The organism is Amycolatopsis benzoatilytica AK 16/65 (assembly GCF_000383915.1).
Taxonomy (GTDB): Bacteria; Actinomycetota; Actinomycetes; order Mycobacteriales; family Pseudonocardiaceae; genus Amycolatopsis; species Amycolatopsis benzoatilytica.
On sequence record NZ_KB912942.1, the window covers coordinates 6,865,348 to 6,889,427 of the forward strand.

Below are 24,080 nucleotides of genomic sequence, written 5' to 3' on the forward strand. Positions count from 1 at the left end.
CGCAAGGCGACCCGGCAGGTCACACGGGGTCGTGGCCGTGCACAATGTCCACGTCGTCACACACCTGAGTTGCGGTGACGCATCGAGTGTCGCCATGCCGACAGATAAGGGGGGGCCTGGTGTCCTGGCAGGAGGAGCTGCGCCGGCTGGACGAGGAGCTCGCTTCCGGGCGGCTGTCCGCGGACGATTACCGCATTCGGCGTGATCAGGTGCTGTCCTCGGCCGTCGGCCAGCAGGATCAGCCCGCCCCGCAGCAGCCGGGCCCGAGCGCGGATTCGACCCAGGTGATCGCCCCGGTCAGCCCGCCCGGCGGAATGCCGCAGCAGCCGGCCCCGCAGCCGCCGCCCGCGGACGGCGGCGCCGAGCGCACCCAGGTCGTGCAGAGCTGGCAGACCCAGCAGCCGGGCGCCGACGCCGGCCCGGAGCGCACCCAGGTCGTGCAGCCGCAGCAGCACCAGCAGACGCACTACTCCCCGCCCGGCGGGTTCCAGCAACCCGCGTCGCCGGCAGGCGGCTTCCCGCAGCAGCAGCCGTGGAACGCCCCGGAGGGCGACCAGACCCCGCCGTGGGGCGGCGGCGACCTCCCGCCGCTCGGCCCGCCCGGCGGCGACTCCTTCCAGCAGGGCCCGGAGTTCTTCGCGGAGAAGCCGAAGAAGAGCAACGGCATGAAGATCGGCGCGATCGTCGCTGCGGTGATCGTGCTGGCCGGCATCGCGTTCGGCGCCTACCTGCTCTGGGGCCGCGACACCGGCAGCAGCGCCGGCCCGCAGCAGTCCACCGCGCAGCAGCCGCAGGGCTCGTCGTCCGCGCCGAAGCCGGCCGACCCGCTGGCGGTCGCGACCATGCCCGGCAAGGCGGAGAACCACGCCGACATCACGACGTTCGCCCAGGTCAACGGCCTGAACTACCTGAACTCGGACGAGCTGGCGGCCTACCAGACCGCGGGTGCGAGCAAGGCCAAGATCGTCGTGTACCGGCTGCAGAACGGCAACACCATCATCGTGCTGCTGACCCAGGCGAGCAGCCCGGTGGCGGCGAAGACCGGTGCCGACAAGCTGATGAAGATCCAGATCACCAACGGCGCCACCCGCAACGCCTCCGCCCCGAACGGCGTGTACGCGACTTCGATCGACCCGAAGAACGGCAACGCCGGCCAGGAGCGCGCCCACTACGCCCACGGCAACGTCATCGTCCGGGTCGAGGTGACCGGCCCGGCCGCGGCCTCGCTGAAGTCGGACGCCACCGCAGCTCTGAACCAGCAGCTCGCCGTTGCGCCCGCCGATGTCTGAGCCGGATATCGCCACCTGCACGATCGTCGCCCGCAACTACCTGCCCGCCGCGCGGGTGCTCGCCAGGTCCTACCTGGCCCAGCACCCGGGCGGGCGGTTCGTCATCGCGGTGATCGACGCGCCGCGCGACGAGAAGCACCGCGACGAATCCGGTGCGGAGATCGTCGGTCCGGCCGCGTTCGGCATCGACGAGGACGAGTACCTGCGGATGGCCACCGCCTACTCGGTGACCGAACTGGCCACCGCGGCCAAGCCGTACCTGCTGCGGGAGCTGCTCGCGGACTCCCCGACCGCGATGTACCTGGACCCGGACATCGAGCTGTTCGCGCCGATCCCCGAGGTCGCGGTGCTGGCCGCCGAGCACGGAATCGTGCTCACCCCGCACATGCTCAACCCGCTGCCGAAGGACGGCCTTGAGCCGAGCGACGCGGCGATCATGGGCAGCGGCATGTTCAACCTCGGCTTCATCGGCGTCGGGCAGGGCGCGAAGCCGTTCCTCGACTTCTGGGCAGGCCGGCTGCGCCAGGACGCGATCGTGGCGCCCGAGAAGCAGCTGTTCACCGACCAGCGGTGGGTCGACCAGGTGCCTGCGCTGTTCCGGCACACGGTGCTCACCGACCCCGGCTTCAACGTCGCGTACTGGAACCTGCACGAGCGCCCGGTCGGCCGCGCCGACGACGGCACGCTCACCGCGGGCGGCGAGAAACTGCGTTTCTTCCACTTCAGCGGCTACCGGCCGGAGAAGCCGTGGCTGTTGAGCCTGCACTGCGTGCGCAAGCCGCGGGTGCTGATGTCGCAGAGCGCCGAACTGCGAGCCACCTGCGACGCGTACGGCAAGAAGCTGCGCGAAGCGGGCTACGCCGAATCGCTCGACTCGATTCCCTACGGCTTCAAGGACTTCCGCGACGGCACGCCGGTGCCGAACCTGGCCCGGCGGGTCTTCCGCGACGGCTGGATCAAGGCCGAGCTCAAGAAGAAGCCGCTGCCGCCGCACGCCTACGGCGACGACGGCGGACGGGCGCTCTGGGAGTGGCTGGCCCGGCCCGAGGACCGCGCGCAGGCTTCGGCCGGGCTGAACCGGCTGACGCACGCGATCTGGGCGTCGCGCACCGACCTGCAGATCGCGTTCCCGCATCCGCACGGCGAGGACGCCGAGAGCTTCCGGCGGTGGTGCCTCACCTCCGGCGTGGCCGAGGTCGGGCTGCCCGAGTGGGCGCTGCCGGTCGAACCGGCCGCGATCGAGGCGCCGGCGGACGAGTTCGGCGTCAACCTGCTCGGCTACCTCACCGCCGAGCTGGGCATCGGCGAGATGGGCCGGATCGTCCTGGAGGCGATCGAGAAGGCGGACGTCCCGGTCGCGTCGGTGCTGGAGGAAGAGGCGGTCTGGAACCGCACCGGGCTGGACCGGCCGGACACGGTCAGCGAGCCGAAGTTCCCGGTCAGCGTCCTCGCGGTGAACGCCGACCAGACCCGCACGATCCTCACCAACCACCCCGAGGTGGGGGCCGGCCGGTACCGGATCGGGCTGTGGGCCTGGGAACTCGAGGACTTCCCGCGGGGCCAGCACGAAGCGTTCGGGATGCTGGACGAGGTCTGGACGGTCAGCGACTTCTGCCGCACCGCCTTCGCCGCGCACTCGACCATCCCGGTCAAGACCATCCCGGTGCCGGTGCGCGACCCGGGCGAGCCGGCGCGGCCTGCCCGCAAGACCGGCGACCCGGTGCGCTTCCTGTTCGCCTTCGACTTCTACAGCGTCGCCGACCGGAAAAACCCGTGGGGCGTCGTCGAGGCGTTCCAGCAGGCTTTCCCCGGTCGCGACGATGTCCGGCTGACCATCAAGACGATCAACGCGGTCGATCACCCGCAGCGGGCCGAGCAGCTGCGCGCCATGATCAGCGGCGACGACCGGATCGAGATGCTCGAGCACTACCTGAGCGTCGCCGAACTGCACGAGCTGTACGAGACCAGCACCGCGTACGTGTCGCTGCACCGCAGCGAGGGTTTCGGCCTCACCGTCGCCGAGGCGATGGCGCGTGCGATGCCGGTGATCTCCACGGACTACTCGAGCACCACGGAGTTCCTGGACGAGTCCACCGGCTGGCCGATCCCGTATCGGATGGTGCCGGTCGGCAAGGGGAACGAGCCGTACCACGCCGAGGCGGTGTGGGCGGATCCCGACGTGAACGCGGCCGCGGCCGCGATGCGCCAGATCGCCGACGACCCGGCCGAGGCCGAGGCTCGGGGCAAGCGCGCACGGGAGTACATCCTGCGCGAGCGGTCGATGGAGACCGCAGCCGAGTGGATGCGGAACCAGCTGGAGCAGGCGTACGAGACGTGGCAGGAGCGCCAGCGCGCCGCCGTCCCGCCGCCGGAACACCCGCTCAGCCCGCTGAATCAGGCCACCGAGGCACTGCGCTGGCGGCCGGAGGCGGGTGCCCCGTCCCGGCTGCCGCTCGCACCCGCGCTGCGCAAGGCCGTGCTGCGCGCGATCGACCATTACGACGTGCACCAGCGCACCGTGATGGGCGCCCTGCTCGCGGCCACCGAGGAAAGCAACCGGCGGCTGCTGGACCGGATCGAAAGCCTGGAGGACCGGCTCGACGAATCGCGCCGGTCCGCGGTGGCCACCCGTACCCTCGCCGAGCGGCTCGAAGAGCTGCGCGGCTCGGTCAACGAGATCCGCCGCAAGACCCCGGAAACCGGTCTGGCGCTGCGCAATCTCGAAGCGGACGTAGCGAAGCTGACCGAGGGCTACGCCGGCGTCGGCGCGGAGATCGAAACGGCCGGGGCGAAGGTGCACGAGATGTTCGCCGCCCGCGACGAGCGCCTCGACTCCGACGAGGAAGCCATCCAGCGGATCATCGTCGAAGCCGACGCGGCGCAGAAGGCGGCGCGGCTCCGGCACGCTCCGGTGCCGCGCGGGGCCGAGGTGGTTCCGTGCGACGTCGGCGCGCTGCTGATGCCGGTCGACGAGGTCATGCTGCCCTGGATCGAGTACAACCAGACCTGGGAGGACAGCGAGGCCAAGCTGATGGCGACGCTGGCCGACGGGGCGTTCCTCGACGTCGGCGCGCACGTCGGCTACCACACGTTGCGGCTGCTGCGGTCGGCGTCCGGGGTAAGCCGGGTGATCGCGGTCGAGGCCGACCCGGTCAACGCCGCCTACCTCCGCCGCAATGTCGAGGTCAATCTGTCCGCGGCGGGTGCCGAACTGGTCACCGTGGTCGAGTCGGCCGCGTGGAACGAGTCCGGCACCGTGCACCTGGCGCAGGCGACTCCCGGCAACAGCGGCGACAACCGGGTCACCCTCGACGGTTCCGGCGTGGAGGTCCCGGCGGTGCGGCTGGACTCCGTGCCGGCGGTGACCGAGCAACGGATCGGCCTGGTGAAGGTGGACCTGCAGGGCCGTGACCACCGGGCGCTGGCCGGTCTCTCCGAGGTGCTGCGCCGCGACCGGCCGCACGTCGTCTGCGAGTTCGACCCGGGCGCGATCACCGAACTGGGCGACAGCCCGGCCGCGGTGCTCGCCGAATACCGCGACCTCGGCTACACGGTGAAGATCGTCACCGACGCCGGGCCCGGCGACGAGATCCGCGACGACGCCGCCGTCATCGCCGCGGCGAAGGCGGACACGAAGGAATTCGTCACGCTCTGGCTGGCCCCCTGACCTGCTGCCCGGTGCCCCGACCAGTGGTCGGGGCACCGGGTGTGCGCTGGCCGACAACTCCGGGGAGCTGACCCGGGACCACCGCTCCAAGCGCTACTCTGTCGAAGTTGTCCGGGGCGATAGACGGGGGTGAGCGCGCTGGCCGAACAGCATTCCGCCGCGCCTGCCAAGGCCCCCGCGCCGGCGGCCGAAGCTCCGGCGCCGGCTAAGAAAACCCGCATCGTCTTCATCGACATCGGCCGCGGACTCGGCGCTCTGCTGGTGTTCTACAGCCACATCGTGCATCCGTGGATCTACGCGAAGAACGACAAAGCACCGTACGTCGACTTCATCGAGGCCCTCACCACCAACCCGATGCACATGTCGAAGCAGGGCATCGGGCAGATCGCCGTGCCGTTCTTCTTCCTGGTCAGCGGGTTCGTGGTGACCCCGATCGCGCTGCGCCAGGGGGCCGGCCGGTTCGCCCTCAACCGGTTCATCCGGGTGTACGCGCCGATGATGTTCGTCGTGCTGCTCACCGTGGTGCTGCTGCTGGTGAACCTGCACCCGCCGTCCACCGGACAGCCGCAGACGCTGAACCCGCTCACCGTGCTGACCAACACGACGCTGGCGAACTACCTGATCACCCCGCAGGTGGTGCTGGTGCCGGTGGCCTGGACGATGATCGTCGAGGTCCTGTTCTACCTGCTGCTGATGGCGATCCTGCCGCTGCTGAGGCGGTCGGTGTGGCTGGCGATCGCGGTCGAGCTCACCTTCATTTTCGTCGTGCTGATGAGCATGCACCAGCTGGGCGCGACCTGGTTCCTGTTCGCGGTGAACGTTTCCTACCTGCCGTCGATGCTGATCGGCCAGGTCATCTGGGCGACCACCGCGAAGAAGATTCCGCTGTGGACCGGCGCGCTCTTCGGGGCCTGCGCCTGGTCGCTGTACGTGCTGGCGGACATCATCGGCGTCGGGCGGGTCGACAACTCGTACAACCTGGCGCTGGCGTTCGCGGTCGTGTGCTTCTTCATGGGAATGTTCGCCGAGGACCGGCTGAAGCAGCGCAAGGTCTGGACCATGCTGTCCGAGCGCAGCTACTCGATCTACCTGCTGCACATGCTGGTCACGTTCGTGCTGCTGCAGCTGCTGCGCCCAGCGGTGCCGTTGCCGCTCGCGCTGCTGATCGTGATCCCGGCGGTGTTCGGGGTGGTCGAGGTGAGCTACCGGTACGTGGAGCGGCCGAGTCACGCGCTGGCGCGGCGGCTGTCTCGGAAGCCGTCCGGGAGCAAGCCCGCGAACCCTCCGGCCACGCCGCCCGCGTCGGCGAAGCCGGCGGAGCCAGCCGAGGCGGAGAAGACCCAGGTGGTGGCCCCGGTGCCGCCGGTGCGCGACGTCGAGGACACCATCGAGATCCCGGTGGTCCGGGTCGATTCGCGGCCGCCTCGTCGGCCTGCGCCGCGGCCGCAGCCGGTGCCGGGCGGCACTGGCACTGGCACTGGCGGCAACGGCCGGATGCCGCGCGGTGGCCAATTGCCGCCGCCTCCGCCGGGGGGCGGGGCGACGCGCAGCGAGCGGACCGCGATCACCCGAGCGGCGGGCGGTTCGCACCGCGCGCGGCCGCTGCCCGAGGCGGGGGCGGACCGGATCGCGGAACCGCCCGCGCGCCGGCCGATGCCGCCGCGGCGGCCGTCAGCTCCGCCGGAGCTGCGCAACCAGCCGGACCAGGAAAACCAGGGCCAGCGTGGCGACTACGACGATTTCCCACGCCACGGGAACTCCTTTCGCCCCACCCCTCGCTGAGTGGTGATGCTCTGCCTATAGGGCGTGCGAGGGTGGGACGACGTTCACCGACACGGCGTAAGTCACACCGCCGGATTAGCTCAGCCGTGCGAAGGCCGGCGCGGCGTGACCAGACCGGATTCGTAGGCGAGCACCACCAGCTGCGCCCGGTCACGGGCACCGATCTTGGTCATAATGCGGCTGACGTGCGTACGCGCGGTCGCCGCAGAAATCACCAGGTGCTCGGCGATTTCGTCGTTCGACAGCCCGCCCGCGACCAGCGCCAGCACCTCGCGTTCGCGTTCGGTCACCTCCCGCACCGCCGACGTGTCGATCCGGCGGTGTTCCGGGCGGCCGACGATCTCGGCGATCAGCCTGCGGGTGACGGTCGGCGCGAGCAGCGCCTCCCCGGCCGCGACGACGCGCAGCGCGTGCAGGAGTTCGACCGGTTCGGTGTCCTTGAGCAGGAAGCCACTGGCTCCCGCCCGGAGCGCTTCGTAGACGTACTCGTCGACGTCGAAGGTGGTCAGGACCAGCACTTTCACCCCGCCGAGATCGGGATGCGAGGTGATTCGGCGAGTGGCTTCGAGTCCGTCGGTGCCGGGCATCCGGATGTCCATCACGACGATGTCCGGCCGGTGCTCGACCGCCTGCGCGACCGCCTGCTCGCCGTCGCTGGCTTCGCCGGCCACCTCGAATCCCTCCTCGGTTTCGAGCAGTACCCGGAAACCGGCCCGGACCAGTGCCTGGTCATCGGCCAGTACCACGCGGATGGTCATTTCTCCCCCTCCACGGGCAGTTCCGCCCGCACTTCGAAACCCTGTCCGGTCAGGCTCGCTTCAACGGTGCCGCCGAGTGCCGTCGCCCGTTCCCGCATCCCGCGCAGGCCGTGGCCGGGCGTCGGCTGGACGGTGCCGCGGCCGTCGTCGCGGACGGTCAGGACCAGCCTGCCCGGCGTCCGCTCGAACCGGACCTCCACGCGCTGAGCGCCGTCGGCGTGCCGGACGACGTTGGTCAGCGACTCCTGCAGGATCCGGTACGCCGCGCCGCCCACCGGGGCGGGCAGCTCGCCTGGTTCGCCGTGCAGCTCCACCTCCAGCCCGGCGGTTCGCGCGTGGTCGAGCAGTTCGCCGATCTGAGCAAGGCTCGGCGCGGGGGCCCGGTTCTCGCCGGATCGAAGGACCGCGAGCGTCGCGCGCAAGTCGTTGAGCGCGGACGCACTGGCCGCCTTGATGTTCAGCAGCGCCTCTTTCGCCTGCTCCGGCCTGCGATCCGCGACGTGCGCGGCGACGCCGGCTTGGACGTTGATCATGGCGAGGCTGTGCGCGACGACGTCGTGCACCTCGCGGGCGATGCGCAGCCGCTCCTGCTCGGCCATCCGGTGCCGGTGCTCGGCGGCCTGCTCGCGCCGCGCCGCGACCGCCGCGAACTGGAACCGGAACGCGGTCGCGATGCCGATCACCGCGACCATCCAGACCACCGCGAACAGCGCCCAGGCGTCGATGGCAAACGTTTGCGCGACGACCACGTGGATCAGGTACGCACCGGCGAGCACGACTGACCCCGTGCTCCCGGCGACCACCGGCCCCTTCTGCTTCGTCAGGACGAACAGCGCGATGGTCGGAACGACGACGACCGGGCCGCCGGGTTCGGACGACAGGTAGTAGGCGTACGCGGACGCGGCGGTCAGCACGAACAACGGCAGCGGATAGCGGTGGACGAGCAGCAGGAGCAGCACGGTGGCGGCGAGCCAGGCCGCGCCGAGCGGGCTGAGCGGGTGCGCGAAGTGCTGCCACCGGCCGGACGCGCTGGAGCCGCCGAGCACGAAGGCGAGCACCACGATGGTGCGGAACACGCGTCCGAACCACGGGTTGTGGGCTCGCCACCAGTAGTGCATGGTGCGAAAACTACCGGGAATGACCGGTGGCCGCGTCCGTCGTGGAGCGCGAAATCCGGCTACGCGTTGCGCGGTACAGCCGCTTGAAGTTTCTCCGCTGTCTCCGGGTTCGCCGGGGTGTAGACCGACAGCCGGGTCTCCGAGCGACGACCGAGGTACAGGTAGGTGAAGTTGAACGTCAGCAGCCCGACTTCCGGGTGCAGATAACGCTTGGTCGGCGACAGCTCCGAGTTCACGTCGTGCCGGCGCCACAGCTCCTCGAAGCACGGCGATTCCGCCTGCAGCCGCTTGACCAGCGATTTCCACGCCGGTTCCGCCATGTGCTCGGCCATCGCGGCGCGGAACGCGGAGACCAGCCGGCTCACGTTCTGGTCCCAGTCGAGCATCCGCTTCTTCCACTCCGGATTGAGCAGGACCTGCACGAGCGTGTTGCGGTCCTCGAACGGGATCCGGTCGACGCCGCCCATCAGCCAGTCGTAGCCGGCGTTGTAGCCGAGCACGTCGTAGCGGGCGTTGCGGACCGCGGCCGGGAACGGCTCGAGCTGGACCAGCGTGTCTTGCAGCGATGGGGTGATCACCGCGCACGCCTTCTGCTCGGTCATCGGCTCCGGTGCGCCGGCCAGGGTGAACAGGTGCACATGCTCGTGCGGATCGAGCCGGAGCGTGCGGGAGATCGCGCTGAGCACCTGCTCGGATGCGTTGATGTCGCGGCCCTGTTCGAGCCACGTGTACCAGGTGACGCCCACCCCGGCGAGCTGCGCGACCTCCTCGCGGCGCAGCCCCGGCGTGCGCCGCCGTCCGCCGACCGGCAGGCCGACCTGCTCGGGCGTGATTCGCGCGCGCCGGTTGCGGAGGAACTCGCCGAGTTCGGTGCGCCGGAGGCGGTCTTCGAGGGCAGTGGTCACGAATACCAGGTAACCACTTCGCGCACCCTGTTACCAGGTACTCGGAGTACCAGGATAGAGCCACACCTGGTACCAGGGTTTTGCCCGGCGGAACGTAGTACTCATGACGACTACCACCACCGCCTCGGCACCGGCTACCGCCGTTGTCGGGGCACCGGCCCGGTTCACCGCCGCGGGCCTGATCACGGTGCTGCTGGGAGCGGCGCTGCCGATCATCGACTTCTTCATCGTCAACGTCGCCCTGCCCACCATCGACACCGACCTGCACGCGTCCGCCGCGACGCTCGAACTCGTCGTCGCCGGCTACGGCATCGCGTACGCGGTGCTCCTCGTACTTGGCGGACGGCTCGGCGACACGTTCGGACGGCGGCGGCTGTTCCTGCTCGGCCTTGCCCTGTTCACCCTCACCTCGCTGGCCTGCGGCGTCGCTCCGGACGCCGGGACGCTGGTCCTCGCCCGCGCGGCGCAGGGCGCGGCTTCGGCGATGCTGCTGCCGCAAGTGCTTTCGATCATCCAGGCCGGCACCTCCGGCGAACGCCGGTCCCGCGCGATCGGCCTGTACGGCGCGACCGGCGGCATCGCCACCGTGATCGGCCAGCTGCTCGGCGGCGTGCTGGTGTCCGCCGACCTGTGGGGCCTGAGCTGGCGGCCGATCTTCCTGGTCAACGTGCCGATCGGCCTCTTCGGCCTGCTGATCGCGCGCCGCACGGTGCCGGACAGCCGGGCGAGCAATCCGCTCGGCATCGACCGGTTGGGCACCGTGCTGCTCGCGGTCTCCCTGTTGTCCCTGCTGATCCCGATCATGGAGGGCCGGGCGCTCGGCTGGCCATGGTGGACGATCGCGCTGCTGGTCGTGTTCCCGTTCGCGACCTACGCGTTCGCCCGCGTCGAACGCCGCCTGGAATCGGCGGGCCGCACGCCGTTGCTGCCGCCGACCTTGCTCCGCACGCCGAGCATGCGGCACGGGCTGACCGTCGCGGTGCCGTTCTTCTGCTCCTTCGGCTCGTTCATGTTCGTCTACGCGGTCACGCTGCAAACCGGCCTGCACCTCAGCGCGCTCGAAGCCGGCCTCGCGCTGATGCCGATGGCGCTCGCGTACTTCCTCACCTCCTTGTCCAGCAGCCACTTGGTCGCGCGGTTCGGCCGCAAGGTGGTGCCGGTCGGCGCGTTGATCCTGACGCTCGGGCTGATCGTGCTCGCCGGATCCGCGCTGCGGTCCTGGCCGGACTTGTCGATCTGGCAGCTGGCCCCGGCGATGGTGCTGATCGGCATCGGCAACGGGCTCGCGATGAGCACGCTGTTCCGGGTGGTGCTGTCCCGGGTTCCCGCCGATCTCGCCGGTGCGGGCGGCGGCGTGCTCACCACGACCCAGCAGACGTCGCTGGCCTTGGGCGTCGCGGTGCTCGGCAGCCTGTTCGCAGGTCTGAGCGGGCCCGGGTCACTCGGCTACCGGGGGGCGTTCGTGCTGGTCATCGGTTTGCTGGCGGTGCTCGCGCTGGCGGTTGCCGGGCTGGCGCGGAAGCTGCCAGACCCGCGCTGAGGAATTCACCCGACGGAAAACCGCGCTCCCGGACGACGATGAGAATGTGACGGAACCTCGGGTGCAGCCAGACCCGGCCTTCGCGCTGCTGGGCCTCTACGAGAAGGCCCTGCCGGAGGTCTACGGGTACCTGCTCGCGAGGTGCGGCGACCGCGTGCTGGCCGAGGAACTGACTTCGGAGACGTTCCTCGGCGCGGTCGCCGCTTGCCGCAAGGAGCACGCGCCGCCGGTGAGCACGCCGTGGCTGATCGGGGTGGCCCGGCACAAGCTGGCTGACCACTGGCGGCGGATCGAACGGGAGCAGCGCGGACTACGGCTGGTGCACGACGCCGAAGACGACGTCGAGGATCCCTGGGACGAACAGCTCGACGCCCTGCGTGCGCGGCAGGTGCTCGGTTCGCTGGCGGTCCCGCATCAAGCGGTGCTCACCTTGCGGTACGTCGACGGCCTTCCGGTGCGCGAGGTCGCCGCGCACCTCGGCCGGACAGTCCACGCGACCGAGGCGTTGCTGACGCGGGCCAAGACCGCGTTCCGCCGCGGCTACCAGGGGAAGGAGGGAAGCGATGCCTGAACCGTTCGACGCGCTCGCGCTGCCCTCGACGCCGGTCGATCCCGAACCGGCCTTCGCCGACCAGCTGCGGGACGACCTCCGTCGCCTGATTCTGAACGGAGCGGACATGACTGCCACTGAAACCGCGCCTCAGCAGGCGAAACTGGGCTCGCTCACGCCGTACCTGGTGGTGCGCGACGCCCGCGCCGCGCTCGATTTCTACGTCGAGGTCTTCGCCGCCCAGCGCCGGGCGGAGCCGATCGTGATGGACGACGGCCGCATCGGGCACGCCGAACTGGCGATCGGCGACAGCGTGCTGATGCTGGCCGAGGAATTCCCTGAGCTGGGCAACGTCGTCGCCCCCGAAGGCGGTCCGCTGATCCGGGTCGAGGTCGCCGACCCGCACCGCGCGATGCGGCGCGGGGTCGAGCTGGGCGGCGAAGAGGTGCTCCCGGTCGAAGACCGCGGGCACGGGCTGGCCGGCACCCTGCGCGACCCGTTCGGACAGCGCTGGCTCGTCTCGCAGGCCGCGCCGCGAACGACGGAGGCCGAGGAGCGCACGTACCGGCACGGCGAGGCCGGGTACTTCACCTTCCAAGTGCCCGACGAGATCCGCGCCAAGACGTTCTACGGCGCGGTGCTCGGCTGGCAGTTCTCGCCCGGCAGCGTGCCGACCGGCTGGCGGATCGAGGGCGACGGCCTGCCCGGCGGGCTGTGGGGCGGACCGCAGCTGCAGGTCGGCTGGAAGCTGATGTTCGCCGTCGACGACCTCGAAGCAGCGCTCGGCCGGGTGCGCGCCCAAGGCGGCCGGGCTGGCGAGGTGGAGAACCAACCGTACGGCCGTACTGCGGATTGTGCCGATGACCAGGGCATCGAGTTCTGGCTGTGGGAACAACCACGAGCGTGACGGCAAACCGCGCGGGCGGGCGCACACTCGGGAGATGGGCGCGCACTGGACACCCCGGGACGATGCCGAGCTGACCGCCGGTTGGCAGCTCTGGCTCGCGCTGGACTCGTGTGCCCGGCCGAGTCCGGACTGGGACGGCACGCCGGCGGAAGCGGTACGCGGCATCGAACGCTGCTGTGCGGCCTGCGACGAGATCCTGGCCGGCTACGACGAACCGGATTCCGCGGTCGCCGGTCTGGTGCGCTCGATGTTCCTCGCCACCAGCTGGACGATGAAGCTCTGGCGCGACGACTCGGATCCACTCGACGCCGAACGCGCCGCGCTGCTGCACGCGGACCTGGCCGCCTTCACCGAGCACGCGGAAAGTGTGCGGACGCTGCTCGCGACCGGCGGCGGGTGGGCTTCGCTGCCGCGCTGACCCCGCCGGCCGGTGTCCGTGAAGGGCCCCTTGAGGGACTTGGATTCCCGGAAGGGGCCCCTCACGGACTTGGATTCCCGGAAGGGGCCCTTCACGGACCTTTGCCTACCGGGGAATTACCAGCTGGCTGGCCGCTTGCGCTCCGGCTCGTACGGCTGCGTGATGACCTCGATGCCGTTGCCGCCGGGATCGAGGAAGTACACGCCGCGGCCGCCGTGGTTGTGGTTGATCTCGCCAGGGCCCTGCCCGCCCGGGCCGGCGTGGTAAGCGATCCCGGTTTCCTTCAGCCGCGCGAAAAACGCGTCGAAATCGACCTCGGGGATGAGGAAACAGTAGTGCTGCAGCCTGCGATCCTCGTCCGGGATGGTGGCGAAGTCGAGCCGCACGCCGTTGCCGGTCTCGACCGGTACGAACGGCCCCCATTCGACGCCGATCTCAAATCCCAGCAGGTGCGCGAAGAATTCGGCGGATTCCCGGTTGTCCCGGGACGGGACGATCAGATGGTTCAGTTCAAGAGAAATGGACACGAAGCAATGCCTCCAGAAGGCATCCCAGCACCTCCATGCCTCACCCAGCCGGTGACCGGCACGCGATGCCGCTGTGGATCATATCGCAGCGCGGACGGGCCGCCCAGGAAAAAAGCGGCTGCGTCCGGCGCGGTTGACGAAGGCTCGCTGGACCACCGCCGGACTTTGTGCGGAGAACGGAACCGGCCCGCGGTCTCGCGGCCACGGGCCGATTCCGTTCTCCGGCTAGGTGGTGAGCGGGTCTCCGCTCACGAGACGGCGACCTTCCGCCGCGCCGCACGCGGGCGGCCGATGCCCTGCCAGGTCAGGCCGGCGTCCAGGATCATTCGCGGGTCCAGCAGGTTCCGGGTGTCCACGACGTCGTGGCCTTCCATCGCATCTGCCATCGCGACCCAGTCCAGGTTCCGGAATTCCGCCCATTCGGTAAGCACCACAACGACATCCGCGTCCTTGGCGACCTGATACGGGTCGTCCACGACGGTCATCCCGGCGATCGACCCGCAGACCGCCGGGTCGTAGGCGGTGATCTCCGCGCCGAGTGCGCCGAGCACCGAGGACACCGCGAGCGCCGGCGAATCGCGCAGGTCGTTCGTGCCCGCCTTGAATGCCAGCCCGAGCACGCCGATCCGGGCACCGGCCAGGGTTCCGCCGCAAGCGCCGGCGATTTTCGCCACCACGCGGTCACGCTGGGCGATGTTTTCGTCGATCGCCGAGGTGAGCATCCGGAAGTCGTAGTCCACCGATTCGGCGACCTTGACGAGCGCGCTGGTGTCCTTGGGCAGGCAGGAGCCGCCCCAGCCCGGTCCGGGCTTGAGGAAGGTGCGGCCGATCCGCCGGTCGTAGCCCATTCCTTCGGTGACCAGGTCGATGTCGGCGCCGAGCCGTTCGCACAGCTCGGCGATCGAGTTCACATAGGACAGTTTGAGTGCGAGGAAACAGTTCGCCGCGTACTTGACGAGTTCGGCGCTGGCCGCGTCGGAGAGCACCACCGGCGCGGCGAGATCGCCGTACAATTGCCCGACCCAGCCGGCCGCGGCGGCCGAATCCGAGCCGACGACGATCCGGTCGGGGTTCAGGAAGTCTTGCACCGCAGTGCCTTCGCGCAGGAATTCCGGGTTCGACACCACCGGCACGTCGGCGCGCCCGACCATCGCGCTAATCCGTTTCGCGGTGCCGACCGGCACTGTCGATTTGGTGATCAGCGCGCAGCCGGCCGGCAGCACGTCGCCGATTTCGGCGGTCACCGCCTCCACTGCCCGCAGATCCGCGGAACCGCCCGCGCCCATCGGCGTCGGCACGCAGAGGAACACGCCCTCCGCGTCGCGAACCGCGTCCCGCGCCCCGACGACGAACGACAACCGCCCGTTCGCCAGCCCGCGGGAGACCAGTTCGGCGAGTCCCGGTTCGAGGATGTCCACCCGGCCGGCGGACAGCCGGGCCACTTTTGCCACGTCCACGTCCACACAGGTGACCTGGTGCCCGAGGCTCGCGAGACAAGCCCCCGTGGTCAATCCGACGTATCCCGTCCCTACCACCACGATCCGAGCTGAGCTCATGACGCTGAAGGTGACAGCCGGAGTTGACCTCAGCGCTAACGGAAGCGGTCGTGGCCGAATACTCCTCGCGACGACAGCGGGTGCGCCGTCGGGTGAGGCACCACACCCCTGCCCGCATGCGAACGAGCGTTAACCTGGGCGGGCAGGTGCACCGCGGCACCCGGAGCAGGAGGAAGGCTGAAGATGCAGATCACCGACACCGCAGCGCTCGTCACGGGTGGCGCGTCCGGTCTCGGCGGCGCGACCGCCAAGGCACTGGCCGCGAAGGGCGCCCGGGTGTTCGCCCTCGACCTCGCGTCCTCGATCGAGAAGGCCGAGCAGATCGACGGCGTGACCTACGTCGAAGCCGACGTGACGGACCCGGACCAGGTCCAGACCGCCGTGGACACCGCGGCCGGCTCCGGCCTGCCGCTGCGAGTCGTGGTCAACTGCGCCGGCATCGGCCCGTCCGCGCGCATCCTGTCGAAGAAGGGCAGGCACGACCTGGCCCTGTACGCGAAGGTCGTCCAGATCAACCTGGTCGGCACCTTCAACGTCCTCACCATCGCCGCCGAAGCGATCGCGAAGACCGAACCGCTGGCTGACGACGCCCGCGGCGTGATCATCAACACCGCGTCCGTCGCCGCCTTCGACGGCCAGATCGGCCAGGTGGCCTACGCGTCGTCCAAGGGCGGCGTGGTCGGCCTGACCCTGCCCGCCGCGCGCGACCTGGCCTCGCACGGCATCCGGGTGCTGACCATCGCGCCGGGCATCGTGGACACTCCGATGCTCGCCACCGTAAGCGACGAATTCCGGGCTGGCCTGGCCGCCGGCGTGCCGTTCCCGAAGCGCCTTGCCCGGCCGGACGAGTACGCGCAGCTCGCCCTGTCGATGATCGACCACGACTACCTCAACGGCGAGGTCATCCGGATGGACGGCTCGCTGCGGATGGCCCCGCGCTGACTCACCGGAACCCGGGTGGCGGCCGGTGCGGCCGCCACCCGGTTCGGTTCACGCCTTGCGCATCCGGGCATCGAGCCCGATCCCGTCCGGGGAAATCTCGCAGGCGCCGAACGCGCTCTCCGCGACGGTCGCCGCGAACTGCTCCGGCGTGTACGCCCGTCGCCGCAGCCCGCGAAGCGTGCGGACGGTGGTGAACGCGGCTACCGGACCGAGGTTCATCCGCGCGACTTCCTCATCGAGCTGAGCGTCCGTGGTGTTCTTGTTGAGGTCCTGCACGAGGGCCGTGCCGCCTGGACGCAGCACCCGGTGCATCTCATTGAGCGCGTCCACTGGGTCCGCGAAGTTCTTGAAGGCAGCCTGGCAGACGAGGTAGTCGAAAGATTCGGGCGCGAACGGCATCGCCGCCACGTCTCCGCGCCGGAAATCGACCGATACACCCTGCTCCCGGGCGTACTCGCGGGCCAGCTGGACGAAGGTCCGGCTGACGTCCAGCCCGGTGACCGTGCACCGGCCAGTGCGGGCCAGCTCGACCGAGAAATACCCCGGCCCGGGTGCCACCTCCAGCACCGCGGCATCGGCCGGAAACTGCTCGACCAGCGCCTCCGCCGCCTCCCGGTACTGCGCGAGCTGCGGTCCGGTGCCCCGGCCGCGTGCGTAGGCCCGGGCGATCGGCCCTTCCATTTCCGGCATCAGCTTGGTCCGGTGCCGTTTGACGTCGCTCATCGGTTCTCCCTGTGGTCAGGTCGAACCGGTTCCCGGGGGATGCCCGTATCCTGTCGGTTGCAGCCAGCGGACCGGGTCCCCAAGATCCAGTTCGACGGTTCCCCGGTCCCGGCGGCGGTGTGCCAGCACTGCCGCCGGGGCCGGTTCTGTGATGGTTACCCGCCTTCGGGTTCCACGAAGGCGGAGATGCCCGGCACTTCCCCGGTCTCGGCGAAGTGCCGCCATTCCTCGAGCCCCGGCATCGCGCCGGAGCCCAGGTCTTCGCGCAGCGCACGGACCCAGTCCGCTTCCGCTCGCCACATCGCCAGCTCGTACTCGCTCTCGACCAGCATCAGCCGGGGCACCTCGCCACGCATTTCCGCCAGCGCCGCGACCCGCTCCTCGATCAGCCGCACCAGCGTGTCCAGCCGAGCGCCGAGCCGCTGGTGCACCCCGTCCGGCCCGAGCACGGCCATCACCGAGAGCCCCATGTGAAACCGGTTCGGCTCCGCGTCCGGAACCCCGAGCAGCTCAGCCACCCAGTCCCGCACCTCAGCCCGCCCGGAATCGGTGATCCGGTAAACCGTCCGCTCCGGCCGGCTCCCGTCCCGCACGTTCTCGACCGCCTCGATGAAGCCGTGCTTCTCGAGGTTCGCGACGACCGTGTAGAGCGAGCCCCACTTGATCTTGAAGTCGCCTTCTTTGCCTCTCGAGCGCATGACGGAGGCGGCTTCGTAGGGGTGCATGGGGCGCTCGTAGAGCGTGGTCAGCACAGCGAGGCCCAGCATGCTGGCGACCTTGCGGCGTTTCATCCGGACTCCTCGTTTGCGAGTACTCGCAGACGAGTATAGGCATGGGCGATCGGGCAGCGCAATGACGGAAAGCTGACGGAAACCGAAGAGCGAGGTGATGCCGGAGCAGGCCGAGGCGAAAGAGGAGGGCAGAGATGCGTGTTCCAGCGGAGAAGGGCGCGACTTCGGTGCGGTGCGGTCGAGTTCAAGGCGATGCGGCGCACCGCTGCCGACAGCTCCGCAGCACAGCGCAGCAATCCCGGCAGCCCCGCGACACAGCGCAGCAATCCCGGCAGCGCCGCAACCCCGCGCAACAATCCCGGCAGCCCCGCGACGCAGCGAGTACCCCCTCGACACCGTCACTCACGCGACGCATGGCGATCGGTTGCCCGACTTCGGGCGGGTGTCTGTGCGGCCGCGAGCGTCGCTCCGCCGCCAGCTCAAAGGTCCAGCATGTACGGGACCTCGTCCTGCGCCCCGGAACTCATCCACTCGCGCAGGGCCCGGGTGGCCAGCACGTCGTCCTCGTTGTAGCGCAGCAGCCTCTCCCGCTGCTCTGCGTCCGGCACCCCGCCGTCCATCCCCACCGCGTCCCGGTACCACCGCATCGACGCCTCGCCGCCGGCCTCCGGATCCCGCCACGAGAACCCGGCCACCGGCGCGATCACCTTCAGCCCCTTGCCCCGGGAGCACAGAAACTGCTCGGTCACGCTCCGGAACAGGTCGACCCACTCGTCAGAGTCCACAAAGGACGAAACCGCGGCGCGCTCCGGCACTCCGGGATGCGCCCCGAACCGCTCCACCGAACCGAACAGCCACCGGTTCTCCGCCAGCGCGTTGTAGCAGTAGGCGCGGAACGTCAGTCCGGCCGCCAGCGTCCGCGCCCGGACTTCCATGAACCAGGACCAAAACTCCGCGAACGACCGCGCCTCGTCCTCCGTCGGCAGCGGATCCCAGGTCGCGAACGCCCGGTACCCCGGCTCCACCCCGACGTCGGCGCCGGACAAGAGCGTTCCCCACAGATACGCCCCGGAGTCCCCGAAGCTCTCCATGTCGACATCGATCTCGACGTCGGCTCGCGGCACCTCCACCCGCGGGGTTCGCCGGACCACCGTCAGGTCGGCCAGCCACGCCCGGGCGAGCATGATCGAGTCCGAGAACGGTCCTCCGGTCCAGTTGGTCGCGGGCGGCTCAGCGGCCGGGTCCAGCGCGGCCAGCTTGTCCACAGTGGACACCCCGACGCGGCGCAGCTCGCCGGCGTCCTCGCCGCGGACCACCAGGCTCACATCGCGCGACTCGGTGAGCGCGACCTCGCACGTCGGCCAGAACGGGCACTGCCGGCACTCCAGCACGCGCGACGGCTCGGCCAGCGCTTCAGCGCCGGTCGCCGCCGCGGTCGCGACCGCGAGACGGTCCGCGAACCGCGCGTCGTACTCCTCCAAGGCGCTGCGCCCGCCCGGCCAGGTGCCCGCCGTGAGGTCGTGCCAGACCACCACGTCGGCGTCCAGGCCGATGACGCCGCCGACCGCGCGCCCGCCGACCGCCTTTCCCCGGGTCTGCAGCATCCGCAGCGTGTGCGCCAGCCGCATCTGGTCACGGGGCTGCGAACGGACCTTCCGGGCCTCGTCCGGCGCGCGGTGTGCCGGGTCGAGGTCGGTCATCGCCGTGGTGGGCGCACCCTGGCCGCGGTCGGTGATCCGGTGCCGGACGACCAGCACCGGCACGTACCCCTCGCCGACCCGGACCAGCAGATCGATCCCGCCGCGGCGATGGCCGGCCAGGTCAGCCGACAGCAGGGCGCCCCAGATGTAGCGCGCCCCGGCCTCGAACGCCTCCTCGGTGAGCCGCACCCGCTCCGCGGCCGGACCGGTCCGCGGCACCCGCGCCCAGGCCGCCTCGTCGCCGGATGCCTCGACCAGCTGCCGGAGGATCTCCTCGCGGTGCGCGGTCGCGTCGTCGATCCGCTGCTGCGCGGTCGGATCCGGCGGCGGCAACGGCACGTCGCGCATCGCCGGATCGTGTTCCAGGTGTACCCGGCGGCGGCAACGGCTCATTGCTCCCGCGTCGAGCAGCACCTCATCTCCCATAGCGATCACAATAGATCCTAGGTACGACATTCCCCGCGCGAGCCGACATGCCCGCCACGTCGGGGACCAGTAAGTTCTTCGGCAGAAGGCGTGGGAGGTAACGGCCATGGCGCGCAAGGCCAAGCAGGACAAGGCCAAGCAGGACGAGGGTGAAGCCCGGATCACCCCGAAGAAGGCGAAGAACGCGATCGCGGTGGCCAAGATAATCGGGCCCGCGGTGCTGCCGGTGGTCGCGCCGTACGCGATCCGCGCGGCCGGTGCCGCGCGGGAGGCATACGACCGCTACCAGGCACGCAAGCTCGGCGTCGCGGTCGACCAGCTCGGCGAGTACACCGGTCGCGGCGCGGCGCTGCACGCCCGGATCGCGGGGCTGGTGCAAGGGCTGGGCGAGCTGAAAAAGTCGGCCAAGGCGACCGACGCGGACCAGAAGTTCGCGGCCGAAACCCAGTCGACCCTGGAGCAGCTGTCGGCGACGGTGCGCGCCGCCGAGCGCATGCCGGCCGCCCGGCGCAAGGCCGCGCATCGCGCGGTGACCGGCGAGCTGGAGCGGCTGGAAGACCAGCTGCTGCACCGCCTGGGCATCTGACCCGTCACAGTCGGCGAAAGGGTTCCGCTCACGACCCGCCGGATGCCGTGAAGGGGCCCTTGAGGGACTTGAAGTCCCTCAAGGGCCCCTTCACGGCATCCGGGCCGACTACTTGATGAAGCCCTTCCGCAGCATCCAGTCGTGCGCGACGGTGCCGGCGTCCTTGCCGTCCACGTCAACCTGCTTGCACAGCTCGACCATCTGCTTGTTGTCGATCGCCGCGGCCACCTTCTCCAGCGGGCCGCGGATCTCCGGGTGCTCGTTCAGGAACGCCGTGCGCAGCGTCGCCGCCGCGTTGTACTGCGGGAACGCCTTCTTGTCGTCCTCCAGCACGCGCAGGTTCAGCCCGGAGATCCGGCCGTCGGTGGTGAACACCTCGCCGACCGGGCAGGTGCCGTTCGCCACCGCCGAATAGATGGTGCCGATGCCGAAGTTCTCGATCTTCGGGTTCTTGAACCCGTACGCCTTCACCGCCGCCGGGAACCCGTCCTGCCGGCTGGTGAACTCGGTTTCCAGGCAGAACCGGTTCTGGTCCGGATGCGCCGCCAGGAACTTCGCCAGGTCGGAGTTGCTTTTGAGGTTGTTCTTCTGCGCGTACGCCTCGGTGGTGGCGAACGCGTACTGGTCGTTGAGCGGCGAATAGTTCAGCCAGGTGACGCCGAACTTCTCCGCGTCCGCCTTCGCGGTGGCGTCGTACTGCGCCCGCTCCCCGCCCGGCACCGGCAGCTCGTTGCCCTGGTAGTTGATCCAGCCGGTGCCGGTGTATTCCCAGGTCACGTCGGTCTGCCCGTTGAGCAGCGCCTGCCGCGACGAGTTCGACCCCTTGATGTCGGTCAGGTCGATGACGTCCGCGCCGGCCGCGCTCAACGCCATTTCGGCCATGTAGCCCAGGATGATGTTCTCGGTGAAGTCCTTCGACCCGACCACCACGCGCAGCCCGTTCAGCGATGCGATCGGCCGGATCGAACCGGGCTCGATCTTGAACGGGATCGAGGTGTTCACGTCCAGCCCGCACGCCGAGAGCGACCCGGCGAGCAGCGCCGCGCCGAACAGCGCACCCGCCTTCTTCCACAGCTTCATCAGCGCAGTCCCTTCGGTCCGAAGTACTGCTCGGCGACCGCGCCCAGCCAGTCCACCAGCAGCGCCAGCGCGACGGCCAGCACCGAACCGGTGATCAGCACCTTGGTCAGGTTGAGCTTGTAGCCGGTGTCGATGAGCAGGCCGAATCCGCCCGCGTTGACGAACATGCCGAACGTCGCGGTGCCCACCGCCAGCACCAGCGAGGTGCGCAGGCCGGCCAGGATCAGCGGCACGGCGAGCGGGAACTCGACCCGCCACAGCACCTTCGACGCGGACATCCCGATCCCGCGGCCGGCGTCGATCAACGCCGGGTCCACCTGCTGGAGGCCGACCATCGTGTTGCGCAGCACCGGCAGCAGCGAGTAGAAGGCCAGCGGCAGCGACGCGACCCAGAGCCCGCCGGTCGCGCCGGTGAAGATGAACCACAGCACCAGCACGCCCAGCGCGGGCGCGGCCTGGCCGATGTTCGCGATCGCCAGGAAGACCGGCGCGAGCCAGCGCGCCCACGGCCGGGTCACCATCACCCCGAGCGGCACCGCGACCAGCACCACGATCGCGGTGACCACCACGGTCATCGCCACGTGGTCGCGCAGCGCGGTGAGCAGCGACGACGCGTTGAGGGTTTCTTTCTCGGTCGCGGTCAGCCCGCTGGCGAACACCCAGATGAGCGTGCCGGCGACGATCAGCGCCACCACGGCGGGCTGGGCGAACAACCGGACGCGTTCCGCTGTTCGCGAGCCCGATTCAGTGCTGAATCCGGTATCGACAGTGGCCGTCATGCCGACTCCACCCCGCTGGCTTCGACGTGGTCGTCCGCGTGGTCGTCGCGCAGCTGCTGGATGGTCGCGATGACCGTGTCCAGCTTGATGGTGCCCGCGTACTCGCCGCGCGCTCCGGTGACCGGCACCGAACCGCCTTCGGCGAGCATCGCTTCGAGTGCGTCCTGCAGCGTCGACTGGAGGCTCACGATGTCGCGCAGCGGCTTGCCGACCGCGCTGAGCGAAGTCGCGTTGGTCAGCTCGCGCACGTGCACCCAGCGGATCGGCCGCCGCCGCTGGTCGAGCACCAGCGCGAACGGCTTGCGCGACCTGCTGAGCTTCTCCCGCAGGTCAGCCGGCGATTCGTCGATCGTGGTGGTGAGCGCGTCCTGCTCCAGTTCGACGTCGCGGACCCGCAGCAGCGTCAGCTGCTTGAGCGAAGCGCCGGCGCCCACGAAACCGGCGACGGTGTCGTCGGCCGGGTTCGCCAGGATCGACTCCGGAGTGTCGTACTGCAGGATCTTCGACTGGTTGCCGAGCACCGCGATCCGGTCGCCGAGCTTGACCGCCTCGTCGAAGTCGTGCGTGACGAAGACGATGGTCTTCTTCAGCTCGGTCTGCAGCCGCAGCAGCTCGTCCTGCAGGTTGCCGCGGGTGATCGGGTCGACCGCGCCGAACGGCTCGTCCATCAGCAGCACCGGCGGGTCGGCGGCGAGCGCGCGGGCCACGCCGACCCGCTGCTGCTGCCCGCCGGACAGCTGGCGCGGGTAGCGGTCGCGGAAATCGACCGGGTCGAGCCCGACCAGGTCCATCATCTCTTCGACCCGCGCGGTGATCTTCTTCTTGTCCCAGCCGAGCAGCCCCGGCACCACGGCGATGTTCTGCGCCACGGTGAAGTGCGGGAACAGCCCGGCCTGCTGGATCGCGTAGCCGATCTGGCGGCGCAGGGTGTCCACGTCCAGCTTCAGCGCGTCCTGGCCGCCGATGGTGATCCGGCCGGACGTCGGCTCGATCAGCCGGTTGATCATCCGCATCGTGGTGGTCTTGCCGCAGCCGGACGGGCCGACGAAGACCACGATCTTGCCGGCCGGCACGACCATCGAGAAGTCGTCGACGGCCGGGACGCGGGTGCCGGAGTAGCGCTTGGTGACGTGGTCGAGCTCGATCTCGACGCCGGAGACGGTTTCTTCGGTCGCAGTGTGCTCAGCCACGGACACCCCTAGAAATGGTGAAACGCTTGATCAGGACATAGATGCCGTCGAGCACCAGCGCGAGGATGACCACGCCGACGGTGCCGGTGAGGGCCTGGTTGAGGGAGTTGGTGCTGCCCGCGTTGGTCAGGCCGGAGAAGACTTCCGCGCCGAGCCCGGGGCCCTTGGCGTAGGCCGCGATCACCGCGATGCCCATCAGCATCTGGGTGGCGACCCGCATTCCGGTGAGGATCGCCGGCCAGGCCAGCCTCAGCTCCACCCGGGTGAGCACGGACAGCCGGCTCATCCCGATGCCGCGAGCGGCGTCGGTGACCGCCGGGTCGACCGCGGCGAGCCCGACGATGGTGTCGCGGACGATCGGCAGCAGCCCGTACAGCACCAGCGCGATCACCGCGGTGGTCGATCCGAGGCCGGACAGCGGGATCAGCAGACCCAGCAGAGCGAACGACGGAACGGTCAGGATCGTGCTGGCCAGTGCGGTGGCGACAGCGGATCCGATGGGACTGCGGTAGACGGCGACACCGATCAGCACGCCGAGGATCGCGGCGAGGATGGTGCACTGCACCACCATGCTGGTGTGCAGCCACGCCTGGAGCAGCAGCCTTCCCCACCGGTCCGAGATGTACTCGAAGAGGTTCATCCGTATTCGTTCTCCCGCCAGCTTGGAGCCCCGGACGTCACTCGTTCGGAGTAGTCCATCAATCGGCAGGGTGACTACCCGGAACGACTGCGGTCGAAACCTCCGCTTCTCGGTTGTGATTACCCACCGTTTCGCATCGGCCGGTGCCCGGCAACCGACGCGAGCCGCCCGACCGGGCGGTCTTTATCGGATCGAGACGCGCTCACCTGTGCGTTTACCTCGGATATTCACCATCCGAGAGGCTTCGGTCACCCAGCGGAGTGCCG

General features: G+C 69.9%; 21 protein-coding genes. 9 read left to right on the top strand and 12 right to left on the bottom strand.

Features of this window, described 5'->3' with window-relative positions; translation table 11 throughout:
- Nucleotides 1-119: 119 nt before the first annotated feature.
- From AMYBE_RS0131985 to AMYBE_RS0131995, 3 genes are all read left to right on the top strand, one after another.
- Complete coding sequence (locus AMYBE_RS0131985) at nucleotides 120-1,289, top strand: hypothetical protein (protein ID WP_020663472.1); 1,170 nt, start codon at nucleotides 120-122, stop codon at nucleotides 1,287-1,289.
- Nucleotides 1,282-4,956 carry an FkbM family methyltransferase gene (locus AMYBE_RS0131990; RefSeq protein WP_020663473.1) on the top strand — a complete coding sequence of 1,225 codons (3,675 nt, stop codon included), beginning with the start codon at nucleotides 1,282-1,284 and terminating at the stop codon, nucleotides 4,954-4,956. The genes AMYBE_RS0131985 and AMYBE_RS0131990 overlap by 8 nt, the downstream gene beginning before the upstream one ends.
- A 129-nt stretch (nucleotides 4,957-5,085) precedes the next feature.
- Nucleotides 5,086-6,738, top strand: a complete 1,653-nt coding sequence (locus tag AMYBE_RS0131995; protein ID WP_020663474.1) for an acyltransferase family protein — start codon at nucleotides 5,086-5,088, stop codon at nucleotides 6,736-6,738.
- An 80-nt stretch (nucleotides 6,739-6,818) separates the two neighbouring features.
- Here AMYBE_RS0131995 and AMYBE_RS0132000 read toward each other — a convergent pair whose 3' ends face one another.
- The 3 genes from AMYBE_RS0132000 to AMYBE_RS0132010 are packed head-to-tail and all read right to left on the bottom strand — an operon-like array spanning nucleotide 6,819 to nucleotide 9,519.
- Nucleotides 6,819-7,496 carry a response regulator gene (locus AMYBE_RS0132000; protein ID WP_020663475.1) on the bottom strand — a complete coding sequence of 226 codons (678 nt, stop codon included), beginning with the start codon at nucleotides 7,494-7,496 and terminating at the stop codon, nucleotides 6,819-6,821.
- Nucleotides 7,493-8,614 carry a sensor histidine kinase gene (locus tag AMYBE_RS0132005; RefSeq protein ID WP_020663476.1) on the bottom strand — a complete coding sequence of 374 codons (1,122 nt, stop codon included), beginning with the start codon at nucleotides 8,612-8,614 and terminating at the stop codon, nucleotides 7,493-7,495. The genes AMYBE_RS0132000 and AMYBE_RS0132005 overlap by 4 nt, the downstream gene beginning before the upstream one ends.
- Before the next feature lie 59 nt (nucleotides 8,615-8,673).
- A complete protein-coding gene (locus tag AMYBE_RS0132010) occupies nucleotides 8,674-9,519 on the bottom strand; it encodes a helix-turn-helix transcriptional regulator (protein ID WP_020663477.1) in 846 nt (281 codons plus the stop codon).
- Nucleotides 9,520-9,622: 103 nt separating this feature from the next.
- Here AMYBE_RS0132010 and AMYBE_RS0132015 point away from each other — a divergent pair, with 103 nt between their 5' ends.
- Genes AMYBE_RS0132015 through AMYBE_RS0132030 form a run of 4 tightly spaced genes read left to right on the top strand, consistent with a single transcriptional unit; the run spans nucleotide 9,623 to nucleotide 12,934 of the window.
- Nucleotides 9,623-11,059 (top strand): MFS transporter, encoded by a 1,437-nt coding sequence (locus tag AMYBE_RS0132015; RefSeq protein WP_020663478.1) that lies wholly within the window; start codon nucleotides 9,623-9,625, stop codon nucleotides 11,057-11,059.
- A 46-nt stretch (nucleotides 11,060-11,105) separates the two neighbouring features.
- Nucleotides 11,106-11,630: an RNA polymerase sigma factor gene (locus AMYBE_RS0132020; protein WP_027928219.1), complete on the top strand. Its 525-nt coding sequence runs from the start codon at nucleotides 11,106-11,108 to the stop codon at nucleotides 11,628-11,630.
- Nucleotides 11,623-12,516 (top strand): VOC family protein, encoded by an 894-nt coding sequence (locus AMYBE_RS0132025; RefSeq protein ID WP_020663480.1) that lies wholly within the window; start codon nucleotides 11,623-11,625, stop codon nucleotides 12,514-12,516. Before AMYBE_RS0132020 ends, AMYBE_RS0132025 begins: the two co-directional genes overlap by 8 nt.
- A gap of 34 nt (nucleotides 12,517-12,550) precedes the next feature.
- A complete protein-coding gene (locus AMYBE_RS0132030) occupies nucleotides 12,551-12,934 on the top strand; it encodes a hypothetical protein (protein ID WP_020663481.1) in 384 nt (127 codons plus the stop codon).
- 116 nt (nucleotides 12,935-13,050) lie between these two features.
- On the opposite strand, the gene AMYBE_RS0132035 is transcribed toward AMYBE_RS0132030, so the two are convergent.
- A complete protein-coding gene (locus tag AMYBE_RS0132035) occupies nucleotides 13,051-13,461 on the bottom strand; it encodes a VOC family protein (RefSeq protein ID WP_020663482.1) in 411 nt (136 codons plus the stop codon).
- A gap of 248 nt (nucleotides 13,462-13,709) precedes the next feature.
- Entirely contained in the window at nucleotides 13,710-15,017 is a 1,308-nt protein-coding gene (locus tag AMYBE_RS0132040) for a UDP-glucose dehydrogenase family protein (protein WP_084470221.1), read from the bottom strand.
- 183 nt (nucleotides 15,018-15,200) lie between these two features.
- On the opposite strand from AMYBE_RS0132040, the gene AMYBE_RS0132045 reads away from it, so the two are divergent.
- Nucleotides 15,201-15,959, top strand: a complete 759-nt coding sequence (locus AMYBE_RS0132045; RefSeq protein ID WP_020663484.1) for an SDR family NAD(P)-dependent oxidoreductase — start codon at nucleotides 15,201-15,203, stop codon at nucleotides 15,957-15,959.
- Nucleotides 15,960-16,007: 48 nt separating this feature from the next.
- Here the strand turns inward: AMYBE_RS0132045 and AMYBE_RS0132050 are convergent, their stop codons facing one another.
- The 3 genes from AMYBE_RS0132050 to AMYBE_RS0132060 all read right to left on the bottom strand — a co-directional run bounded on the left by AMYBE_RS0132050 (nucleotide 16,008) and on the right by AMYBE_RS0132060 (nucleotide 19,539).
- Entirely contained in the window at nucleotides 16,008-16,682 is a 675-nt protein-coding gene (locus tag AMYBE_RS0132050; RefSeq protein ID WP_020663485.1) for a class I SAM-dependent methyltransferase, read from the bottom strand.
- A gap of 155 nt (nucleotides 16,683-16,837) precedes the next feature.
- Nucleotides 16,838-17,473 carry a PadR family transcriptional regulator gene (locus AMYBE_RS0132055; protein WP_020663486.1) on the bottom strand — a complete coding sequence of 212 codons (636 nt, stop codon included), beginning with the start codon at nucleotides 17,471-17,473 and terminating at the stop codon, nucleotides 16,838-16,840.
- A 419-nt stretch (nucleotides 17,474-17,892) separates the two neighbouring features.
- Nucleotides 17,893-19,539 (bottom strand): TM0106 family RecB-like putative nuclease, encoded by a 1,647-nt coding sequence (locus AMYBE_RS0132060; RefSeq protein ID WP_027928222.1) that lies wholly within the window; start codon nucleotides 19,537-19,539, stop codon nucleotides 17,893-17,895.
- 106 nt (nucleotides 19,540-19,645) lie between these two features.
- On the opposite strand from AMYBE_RS0132060, the gene AMYBE_RS0132065 reads away from it, so the two are divergent.
- A complete protein-coding gene (locus tag AMYBE_RS0132065) occupies nucleotides 19,646-20,125 on the top strand; it encodes a DUF6474 family protein (RefSeq protein WP_020663488.1) in 480 nt (159 codons plus the stop codon).
- A gap of 108 nt (nucleotides 20,126-20,233) precedes the next feature.
- On the opposite strand, the gene AMYBE_RS0132070 is transcribed toward AMYBE_RS0132065, so the two are convergent.
- The 4 genes from AMYBE_RS0132070 to AMYBE_RS0132085 are packed head-to-tail and all read right to left on the bottom strand — an operon-like array spanning nucleotide 20,234 to nucleotide 23,814.
- Entirely contained in the window at nucleotides 20,234-21,205 is a 972-nt protein-coding gene (locus tag AMYBE_RS0132070) for a glycine betaine ABC transporter substrate-binding protein (RefSeq protein ID WP_020663489.1), read from the bottom strand.
- Nucleotides 21,205-21,984: an ABC transporter permease gene (locus tag AMYBE_RS0132075; protein ID WP_020663490.1), complete on the bottom strand. Its 780-nt coding sequence runs from the start codon at nucleotides 21,982-21,984 to the stop codon at nucleotides 21,205-21,207. The genes AMYBE_RS0132070 and AMYBE_RS0132075 overlap by 1 nt, the downstream gene beginning before the upstream one ends.
- Complete coding sequence (locus AMYBE_RS0132080; protein ID WP_020663491.1) at nucleotides 21,981-23,180, bottom strand: ABC transporter ATP-binding protein; 1,200 nt, start codon at nucleotides 23,178-23,180, stop codon at nucleotides 21,981-21,983. Before AMYBE_RS0132080 ends, AMYBE_RS0132075 begins: the two co-directional genes overlap by 4 nt.
- Nucleotides 23,167-23,814: an ABC transporter permease gene (locus AMYBE_RS0132085; RefSeq protein WP_020663492.1), complete on the bottom strand. Its 648-nt coding sequence runs from the start codon at nucleotides 23,812-23,814 to the stop codon at nucleotides 23,167-23,169. Before AMYBE_RS0132085 ends, AMYBE_RS0132080 begins: the two co-directional genes overlap by 14 nt.
- Nucleotides 23,815-24,080 lie beyond the last annotated feature (266 nt).

Coding starts and splice junctions, on each gene's coding strand:
- AMYBE_RS0131990 (WP_020663473.1), top strand. CDS start 1,282: ATGTCTGAGCCGGATATCGCCACCTGCACGATCGTCGCCCGCAACTAC.
- AMYBE_RS0132000 (WP_020663475.1), bottom strand. CDS start 7,496: ATGACCATCCGCGTGGTACTGGCCGATGACCAGGCACTGGTCCGGGCC.
- AMYBE_RS0132005 (WP_020663476.1), bottom strand. CDS start 8,614: ATGCACTACTGGTGGCGAGCCCACAACCCGTGGTTCGGACGCGTGTTC.
- AMYBE_RS0132015 (WP_020663478.1), top strand. CDS start 9,623: ATGACGACTACCACCACCGCCTCGGCACCGGCTACCGCCGTTGTCGGG.
- AMYBE_RS0132025 (WP_020663480.1), top strand. CDS start 11,623: ATGCCTGAACCGTTCGACGCGCTCGCGCTGCCCTCGACGCCGGTCGAT.
- AMYBE_RS0132030 (WP_020663481.1), top strand. CDS start 12,551: ATGGGCGCGCACTGGACACCCCGGGACGATGCCGAGCTGACCGCCGGT.
- AMYBE_RS0132040 (WP_084470221.1), bottom strand. CDS start 15,017: ATGAGCTCAGCTCGGATCGTGGTGGTAGGGACGGGATACGTCGGATTG.
- AMYBE_RS0132045 (WP_020663484.1), top strand. CDS start 15,201: ATGCAGATCACCGACACCGCAGCGCTCGTCACGGGTGGCGCGTCCGGT.
- AMYBE_RS0132050 (WP_020663485.1), bottom strand. CDS start 16,682: ATGAGCGACGTCAAACGGCACCGGACCAAGCTGATGCCGGAAATGGAA.
- AMYBE_RS0132055 (WP_020663486.1), bottom strand. CDS start 17,473: ATGAAACGCCGCAAGGTCGCCAGCATGCTGGGCCTCGCTGTGCTGACC.
- AMYBE_RS0132060 (WP_027928222.1), bottom strand. CDS start 19,539: ATGGGAGATGAGGTGCTGCTCGACGCGGGAGCAATGAGCCGTTGCCGC.
- AMYBE_RS0132065 (WP_020663488.1), top strand. CDS start 19,646: ATGGCGCGCAAGGCCAAGCAGGACAAGGCCAAGCAGGACGAGGGTGAA.
- AMYBE_RS0132070 (WP_020663489.1), bottom strand. CDS start 21,205: ATGAAGCTGTGGAAGAAGGCGGGTGCGCTGTTCGGCGCGGCGCTGCTC.
- AMYBE_RS0132075 (WP_020663490.1), bottom strand. CDS start 21,984: ATGACGGCCACTGTCGATACCGGATTCAGCACTGAATCGGGCTCGCGA.
- AMYBE_RS0132085 (WP_020663492.1), bottom strand. CDS start 23,814: ATGAACCTCTTCGAGTACATCTCGGACCGGTGGGGAAGGCTGCTGCTC.